The organism is Blautia intestinihominis, from assembly GCF_040096655.1.
Taxonomy (GTDB): Bacteria; Bacillota; Clostridia; order Lachnospirales; family Lachnospiraceae; genus Blautia_A; species Blautia_A intestinihominis.
In genome coordinates, this window is the sequence record NZ_JBBMEI010000103.1 from 1 (window position 1) to 8535 (window position 8535).

An 8535-nucleotide genomic window follows, 5' to 3' on the forward strand; every position below is an offset into this window, starting at 1 on the left:
CACAAATGATTACCTCGCACGTAGTCATTGAAAAAAAGCAAAGAAAATATACATATAAAGCCAACTTCTCAGTTGCGCCGCACTTGTGCCGATTATTTTATCGTGGGAAAACGACATCACCTGATTTAGAAACCATTATCGCAAAGAATGTGATTCCCATACGCCCCGATCGTCATGGGGAACGGAAAGCAACTACTAAGATATTTCATGGTTTCTTATATAGAGTAGCATAAATTTGAATAAGTGAATATAGTTTTTTGAGGCAGATGAAAATCTGTCTATTTGTGTTTGGCAAAAATAGAAAACAGGCTGAAGAGAACTCCTCAACCTGTTTCTGGGCAAACGCCAAATCAGCTTGCCTATGATAACTTAATGACATTGGGCTTTGAGATGCCCTTTCTTTTTTTATCCAAATCTTTCCTCTTGTTTACATATATAAACCTAAGAAAAAACTTGACGTTTAAATATTACAAGTGTAATATTTAAGAAAATACGAAAAAAGGAGAAATAAAACTATATGAGAAAAACGAAAAGAAAAAAACACACGAAGACTATCACAAAAATAGTTTTATTTAGCGGTATATTGATTGGTGGTGGAATCGGTATTGTAACAATAATGAATCGTAATGTTCCTGAAAAAAGACTAATGGAATATATGAAATATATTGAAAAAGGGGAATATGAGCAAATGTATGCCATGCTGGATCAGAAAAAAAGCAGCATGAACAGTAAGGAAGAATTTATAGAACGAAATTCTAAAATATATGAAGGCATTGAGATGTCTGATCTGTCCATAACCGATATTACAGCAAAAAGAAAAGAAAACGGAAATGCGGCAGTTTCCTATACAACAAATATGCAGACTGCTGCAGGAAATGTAGAATTTACCAACAATGCGGTATTTTCACATAACTGGACAGGATATCATTTAATCTGGCAGGATCAGTTGATTTTTCCAGAGTTATCTGCAACGGATAAAGTTCAGGTAACGTTAGAAGAGGCAAAAAGAGGAAATATTTTAGACAGAAATGGTCGCCAGCTGGCTGGAGAGGGAACTGCATCTTCGGTAGGAATTGTTCCGGGCAGAATGGAGAACAGGGAAGATACAATAAAAAAACTGGCAGAGTATCTTGGAATTGGAGCAGACGAAATTGAGGATAAGTTAAAAGCCGATTGGGTAAAAGCAGATTCTTTTGTACCAGTAGCAACAATTCCTAAAATACAAGAGGTCGATCTTCTGACAGTGAATCCGGATGAAACTGTTCTGGAAGAAAAAGAAAAGCAGGACACATTATTGAAGATTCCAGGTATTATGTTATCTGATGTAAAAGTACGAACTTATTATCTAAAAGAAGCTGCCTCTCATCTGGTAGGGTATGTACAGGCGGTTACAGCCGAGGATTTGCAGGAACATAAAGGGGAAGGGTATCGTACAAACAGTGTGATTGGAAAGACGGGACTGGAAACGCTTTATGAAAAAGAACTAAAAGGGACAGATGGGTGTGAGATCTGTATTGTAGATGCAAATGGAAATAAAAAAAGTGTCATTGCATATGAGCCTAAAAAAGATGGAGAAGATATCCATACTACGATTGATGGCGATCTTCAAAGTACTCTTTATGAACAATTTAAAGAAGACAGAGGATGTTCTGTAGCCTTGAATCCTTATACAGGGGAAGTACTGGCGTTGGTAAGTACGCCATCTTATGATAATAATGATTTTGTACGTGGAATGGACAATAGCCAGTGGAGTGCATTAAATGAAAATGAAGACAGGCCTTTATACAACCGCTTTCGCCAGACATGGTGTCCAGGCTCAACTTTTAAACCTGTAATTGCTGCAATTGGATTAAAAGTGGGGGCATTTACTGCAAATGACGATTTTGGAAATGAGGGTCTGGCATGGCAGAAAGATTCCTCGTGGGGAGATTATACAGTGACTACACTTCATGATTATGCACCTGTGATCTTGAAAAATGCGCTTATTTATTCAGATAATATTTATTTTGCAAAAGCAGCATTAAAAATCGGTGCGGATCAACTGATGCAATCTCTAAATCAAATAGGATTTAATCAGGAACTTCCATTTGATATTAAAATGTCAGAGTCTCAGTATTCTAATACGGACAAGATAGAAACAGAAATCCAGCTTGCTGACAGTGGGTATGGACAGGGACAGATTCTGGTAAATCCTTTGCATCTTGCAAGCATTTATACGGCTTTTCTAAATGATGGAAATATGATAAAGCCATATCTTCACGCGGATGGAAGCACTTCCAGTGAAATCTGGATAAAAGATGCTTTTTCACCACAGATTGTTTTGGAGGTTATGGAGGGGCTAGAGGGTGTAGTGAATAACCCGGAAGGAACTGGTTATGGAGCATGCCGGGAAGACATTAGATTAGCAGGAAAAACCGGAACAGCGGAACTGAAAGCTACAAAAGAAGATACATCTGGAACAGAAATTGGCTGGTTTACAGTTTTTACTACAGATAGAGATACAGAGAATCCTATTTTGCTCATCAGTATGGTAGAGAATGTGAAAGATATTGGAGGAAGCGGTTATGTGGTGGAAAAGGATAAGGCGATACTGGATGAATATCTTGGTAATGAATAATTTTTACCTTTAAATATTACAAATGTAAGAGGAAAATGATATGAAAAAAATTTGGAAAATATTTGTGGGAGTTATTTTTCTTGCTGTCTGTAGTGGATGTGGCATAAAGAAAGAGCAGAAAAAGACAATTGAAGATACGAAAGAAAAAATTTACAGAGAGTGTGAAATGCTAGCAGAAGGCTATCAGAGCATATATGAGAATGCTGTGAAAGAAAATGCACTATATGAGCTGAGTACAATACAAAAAAGTATGGATTATTTTGGAAAATATGGATATGCAGTAATTGATTCCTACAATCAGCTGGATATGGTTCAAAGTATTAAAGTAGATGATTTTTTGAAAAAAGCAGAAAAAGAGAAGAATGGAAAAACTACTATATTTCAAGTTATAGCAGGGGATCATTTTATCCGGTATGATCTGAAAACCAAACAGGGGAAAATAGACGTTGAAGTAAGCTCTTTTAAATGGAAAGAGGACACTTGGCAGGAAACATATTATCATGAGTTTAGAGCTAATTCATGGAAATATACAGAAAACGGGCATTTCTTTATAGAAGAATATCATCCGGCAGGATATGATGGACCGTCTGGATATCGGGACTTTCGGGTAGCACCGTTAAATAAAAAATGTCGGGAGTTGAATCGAAAATATATACTTCCTTTTGGATATACACTTAATAAATTGTTTACTTCTAATTGGAGTGAAAAAAATTATGATGGAATAAATTTTTATGATGTTTTTGATCGTTTACTTTCAATGGAAGAAAAAACTGATGAATTTAAGGAAGGAAAGACTTATGAAATCCCAAAAGAATCATTTGAAACGATATTTCAAAAATATTTTAATATAAGCGCAGAGATACTGCAGACAGGAACGGTATTTCACACAGAAATACAGACATATCGGTATCGAACCAGAGGAATCGTATATGATTTTGCTCCCACACCATATATTCCATATCCGGAAGTTGTTTCCTACATAGAAAATCAAGATGGAACAATAACACTGGAAGTAAATGCGGTATGGCCACAAAAAGAATTAGATCAGGCGTTTTGTCATAGCGTAACCATTCGGCTGTTAGATAAAGATAGATTTCAATATGTATCCAATTATGTATCAAGGTCAGAAATAGAGGTTACCTGGTATACAGAAAGATTATCAGACGAAAAGTGGGAGGAATGTTATGGAGATAATTGATATGATTACAAAAAGAAAACTGAAAAAGATGATGAGCGTTTTATTTATTTCGGGATGCTTTTTCATAGGAAATACAAAATGTAAAGGGGCTGATTTAGAATATATTTCACAGGAAACTGCGAATTATGCTGTACAAGAAAGAGGATATGATTTGCCAGTAGATGAAGTCGTGAAAGAAGAAGCTATTGAAGATTGTAAGAATGTTATGAATCAGATGAAAGTCATTTATCAAAAGGCGGATAAAGGGACTTCATCGAATATAGTAGTTTCTGAGACAGTAATGGAAGAAATGCAGGAAGTATTAAAGGAAAAAAATGTCCCCGTTATTACATCAGCACCGTATTCAAATATGGCTAATTATTCTAAAATGGAAGAATTTCTTTTCAGGGCAGAACAGGATCTGACAGGAGATATCGTCTTATATAGGATTAACAGGGATGGTGGGATAGAAAGACTCAAATTCAATTATGATGGGACAGATATGTATTTGCTGGCTGTGAAAGCTGTTTGGGGTATGAACGACAATCCATCTATTGTATATGTTTCGTATACAAGGATAGAAGAATGGAAATATACAGAAAAAGGCTGGTTTGGTTATACGCTATGCGTTCCAAAGTATCCGGAAGTATCAGAAGCGGTTGATGGCAGTTCTATGATAAGAATTAAACCTTTAAGTGATGAATGCAGGGAAGTTTCAAAGAGGTGTGTGTATTTGCTTGGATATCAGGGGAATAATCTTTTATGTTCTGATTGGGATAGATCTGATATGGAAGGGTTAGATTATAATGGTTTATATGAATATTTATATCGAATGAAATACGGGGAGAGATATGAGTTTTCAGGTAACTCAAGTGGAATTCCGGCAGAAGAGTTTGAAAATCTGATAATGGAGTTTTTGCCGATAACAGCAGATCAAATTAAAAAATGGGCAGTATTTGATTCGGAACATCAAACTTATGACTGGGAACGATTAGGCTGTTTAAATTATAGCCCTACTTATTTTGGAACATCTTTACCGGAGGTCGTTGAAATAAGAGATAGCGGAGAGGGAAACAGTGTGTTGGTTGTTGATGCTGTATGTGATACATTTATATGTAATGATGCCGTTATTACAAGTGAGCTGACTGTTAAGTTCAACGATGATAAGAGTTTTAAATATATGGGGAATAAAATTCTGAATAATGGTACGAAAGAAGTTCCCAAATATCAATATAGAATAAAAAGAAAGAACTGATAACAACTATCAGCCCTTTCATATTTGTTAATTCCATATATGTAATTTTTTTAAGATATCAGAAGTGATTTCAAATGCTTTTTTGCCAGTTGCATTAGAATCACTTTGGATATTGGTTGCAAAATAATAGCTGTTATCGGAAGTTTCTACATATCCGATAAACCAGCCGTTGATATCCTGTCCGTTGACACGACCGGTTCCAGTTTTTCCGTAGAAATTACCATTAGGTGTACTGGCAATTTTTATAGCATTTTTAACAGAAAATACATTTTGGAAATTTAGATGGAATTCATTTGTGTTAAATTTTTTTAATAATGTTACTTGCTCTAAAGGCGAGATTTTTAATGAAAAATCGGACCAGTATAAATCCAGATTTGAACTGGTTGTTTGGTTTCCATATTCTATTTTATTCAAAAATTCCTGGACTCTGTTAATTCCGAGCTGCGAATCAATTGCCTGGAAATACCAGTTAACGGAATTTTGCATAGCAGAGTTTAAATCCTGATCAGCTTCCCAGGATGGAAAAGGAAAGGCATCACCATTCCATGTCATGGAAGAGTGTTCTGGTGTGATGATTCCGGATTCCAACCCTAATAATGCATCGTATATTTTGTAGGTAGACTCTGGCGGAATACGTTTGGTGGCTTCTTCAAGATCGTATATTTTCCAGAAATCCAAATTATTGTCATACAAAACAAATGATCCATCATATGTTCCAAATGTTTCGGATATATCTAACAGGGAGATATTTTTGTCTGTATCACTAAAATGATATACGCTTTGAGTAGAGGCATCAACGGATAAAATGGGTGTACATCCAATAAAAACAGCACTAATGACCAGATAAATTATCAATGCTCTCATTTTTTGATAAAGAGTTTCTTTCCTAAAAACGGCGATGTTGAGAATACGTCGTTTCATCTGCCTGAAATTTCCGGACATTCCAACTGCCAGTGGAGAGGAAAAAGAGGATATTTTTTCTGCAAAATTAATCAGTGTAGTTCCATAAGCTTGGTATTCATCAGCAGAAATCATCTGCAATACAGCAGAATCACAGGCTATTTCACGGTCACAGAGAATTTCTTTTAAAGTGTACCAAACAAAAGGGTTAAACCAGTAGAGTATATTACTTATGACCATGAGGAAGCCAATAAATGTATCTTTGTGACGGTAATGCTGTAATTCGTGTAGCAGTATAAAACGCATATCATCAGGATTCAGTTCGGAAATTAAATGGATGGGAATGTAAATTCTGGGATGTATTATTCCGATTAAAACTGGTGATTTTAAAAATGCAGTACTGTAGACTGATACTGGGTGAGAGATTTTAAGTTCCTTTAAACAATTGTAATAAATAGTTTTTACCTGCTGATTTTGAAGCGGGAGAGCAGATCTTTTTATGGAACGTACATAGTTTAATGAATGAAGGGTGAGGACTGACATAATCATAACACCCGTTATCCATATTAGAAAGAGTATGGTATTCAAGCCTCCAGAAAATTGACTACTGATGGAAACTGAAAAATCATTCACCTGGTTTAACAAAATATTTTGTGTATTACTGGTAAGTTCGGATAGCGTGTCGGTACCAGAGTTAAGTCCTGAGTCAGTTTGAAAAAAATGTAACCATGAAAAAAGTTGTGAGCCATGAATCTGTACAGGAAAAAATGGCACGGCAAGTAATAAAAATAAAAGAAAACAGAGATGGTACTGTGTAGTCGCAGATAAATATTTTTTCAGAAGTTTTTTTGTTCCGATTATTACAAGTGTAAAAATACATATGAAGATATTACTGATTAAAAAGTGGATGATCCAGTTGCTCATTCAAAACCTCCTATTTCTGATGTTTTGATAATAAATGGCGTAAGTTATCAATTTCTGTTGAAGAGAGCTTATCGTCTTCAAGGTAAGAAGCCAGCATAGAAGAAAGATTTCCATTATAATATCGCTTTAAAAAAGAATTGCTTTCCTGGCGTATATATTCATCTTCTTGGACTAATGGAGTATAGACAAATACCCGGCTTTGTTTTTCGTAGGAAAGAGCTTTTTTGGAAACAAGTCTCTTGATAAGAGTTTGAATTGTTTTTGGACTCCAGCTGGTAGTTAGAGTAAGTTTTTCTGTAATTTCATTTGTATTGATGGGAGCATATTTCCATACAATTTTCATAACTTCAAATTCGGCTTCTGAAATCTGGGGTAGTGACATAATAAAATCCTCCTGCTAAATCCTACATATGTAATAAATATATTATATTACTTGTAGAAGAAAAAAGTCAAATGGCAGATGATATATAGAATATAAAATTAATAATGTAGAGGCAATAAAGGTGAAAAAGATAGAAATTATTGAGAGAATCACAGATGCTAATGGAAGCATAAGTGAAAACATATTGACTAGCTGGGAACATAAAAACCAATTCATACCGGAAATTATAAGGTTTGGAGAATTAAAAATATATCTACAGGAACGAATTGTTAAAAAGAATGATAGTGATGTTCATCTTTCAAAATATGAATATGATATTTTACTTCTTTTAGCGAAAAGTCCAGGTAGAATATTTGGAAAAGAAATGGTTTATGATTTGGTGTGGAATGAACCTTATTCCGGTGATTATAATGTGGTTATGCGACATATCTGCAATATCAGAGAAAAAATAGAAGATGATCCTGGACAACCATTATATATACAAACAGTACGAGGTGTAGGATATCGGTTTAACGGGAATTTAGGCAGCGAGTGAAATCACTGCCTATTATTATGGTTTTACAAAGAAGGAAGTTTGTTATGAGAAGATCTTTGTATTTCAGGAGCATCCTGTTTGAGATATTTGGACAGATTTTGATGTATCAATTCCAACTCTTTTATTTCTTGCTTAAAGGAAACGTATTGAGTATTTAGTGATTCCTTTCTGGAAATAAGATCTGCAATTTGCGCTTGTAACTTATTGGAATAAAGATGTTTCAGGTCTATACCATTTTCCTGTAAAATATGTTCAGCACCAGCGAAAAGAATAATTTGAGATTCATATTTACGGAAATAACGATCCGGATCTTTGGAACTTTTATAATGGTCATCGTAAATTTTATTTTTCTGATATTGTTTGGCATATTTTAGCATTTCTCGAAGATGACGTATCTGAGACTCGAGAGAAACAACAGAGGTATTTACCTCTTTTTGCTGCATATGTAACAAGGCTATGCGGTCTTCAAGTTCTGAAAAATTATGTAGATTATGTGTGAGCATCTTGTTATATTCAGCAGAGACAATTTTTAAATTTTCCTTATTTGCCCATTTCTGAAGCCCAATGTTTCCTGCTATATTGGGAGCATTGGTATCTATTAATTTGTTATGAACAGAAGGAAAAATAGCTTTTTGACGTTTATTTTCAATGCGTTCTTTGATACGTTCTTTAGGATAATAAGCGGGAATCCTCGGCAATTCAATTACCGAGATGAAAGCGCAGGAGTGTGCGTATCCGCACAAAA

Annotated in this window: 6 protein-coding genes and 2 pseudogenes; 5 read left to right on the forward strand and 3 right to left on the reverse strand. The window is 34.9% G+C overall.

Features of this window, described 5'->3' with window-relative positions:
* The 4 genes and pseudogenes from WMO75_RS17795 to WMO75_RS17810 all read left to right on the forward strand — a co-directional run.
* Nucleotides 1–233 (forward strand): annotated as a pseudogene (locus tag WMO75_RS17795) (IS4 family transposase); the annotation flags it as partial.
* Between the two features lie 284 nt (nucleotides 234–517).
* Complete coding sequence (locus tag WMO75_RS17800; protein ID WP_008703843.1) at nucleotides 518–2617, forward strand: penicillin-binding transpeptidase domain-containing protein; 2100 nt, start codon at nucleotides 518–520, stop codon at nucleotides 2615–2617.
* 40 nt (nucleotides 2618–2657) lie between these two features.
* A complete protein-coding gene (locus WMO75_RS17805; RefSeq protein WP_173762967.1) occupies nucleotides 2658–3815 on the forward strand; it encodes a DUF6070 family protein in 1158 nt (385 codons plus the stop codon).
* Entirely contained in the window at nucleotides 3802–5049 is a 1248-nt protein-coding gene (locus tag WMO75_RS17810) for a DUF6070 family protein (RefSeq protein ID WP_055059611.1), read from the forward strand. Before WMO75_RS17805 ends, WMO75_RS17810 begins: the two co-directional genes overlap by 14 nt.
* Nucleotides 5050–5076: 27 nt before the next feature.
* Here WMO75_RS17810 and WMO75_RS17815 read toward each other — a convergent pair whose 3' ends face one another.
* Complete coding sequence (locus WMO75_RS17815) at nucleotides 5077–6873, reverse strand: BlaR1 family beta-lactam sensor/signal transducer (protein WP_349078645.1); 1797 nt, start codon at nucleotides 6871–6873, stop codon at nucleotides 5077–5079.
* A 10-nt stretch (nucleotides 6874–6883) separates the two neighbouring features.
* A complete protein-coding gene (locus WMO75_RS17820) occupies nucleotides 6884–7258 on the reverse strand; it encodes a BlaI/MecI/CopY family transcriptional regulator (RefSeq protein WP_092073165.1) in 375 nt (124 codons plus the stop codon).
* Between the two features lie 118 nt (nucleotides 7259–7376).
* Here WMO75_RS17820 and WMO75_RS17825 point away from each other — a divergent pair, with 118 nt between their 5' ends.
* Nucleotides 7377–7790, forward strand: a complete 414-nt coding sequence (locus tag WMO75_RS17825; RefSeq protein WP_005426519.1) for a winged helix-turn-helix domain-containing protein — start codon at nucleotides 7377–7379, stop codon at nucleotides 7788–7790.
* Nucleotides 7791–7813: 23 nt separating this feature from the next.
* Here the strand turns inward: WMO75_RS17825 and WMO75_RS17830 are convergent.
* Nucleotides 7814–8535, reverse strand: a pseudogene (locus WMO75_RS17830) (relaxase/mobilization nuclease domain-containing protein); the annotation flags it as partial.

What these genes read in the sequence shown, in the direction of transcription:
- WMO75_RS17800 (WP_008703843.1), top strand. Translation starts at nt 518, where the DNA reads ATGAGAAAAACGAAAAGAAAAAAACACACGAAGACTATCACAAAAATA.
- WMO75_RS17805 (WP_173762967.1), top strand. Translation starts at nt 2,658, where the DNA reads ATGAAAAAAATTTGGAAAATATTTGTGGGAGTTATTTTTCTTGCTGTC.
- WMO75_RS17810 (WP_055059611.1), top strand. Translation starts at nt 3,802, where the DNA reads ATGGAGATAATTGATATGATTACAAAAAGAAAACTGAAAAAGATGATG.
- WMO75_RS17815 (WP_349078645.1), bottom strand. Translation starts at nt 6,873, where the DNA reads ATGAGCAACTGGATCATCCACTTTTTAATCAGTAATATCTTCATATGT.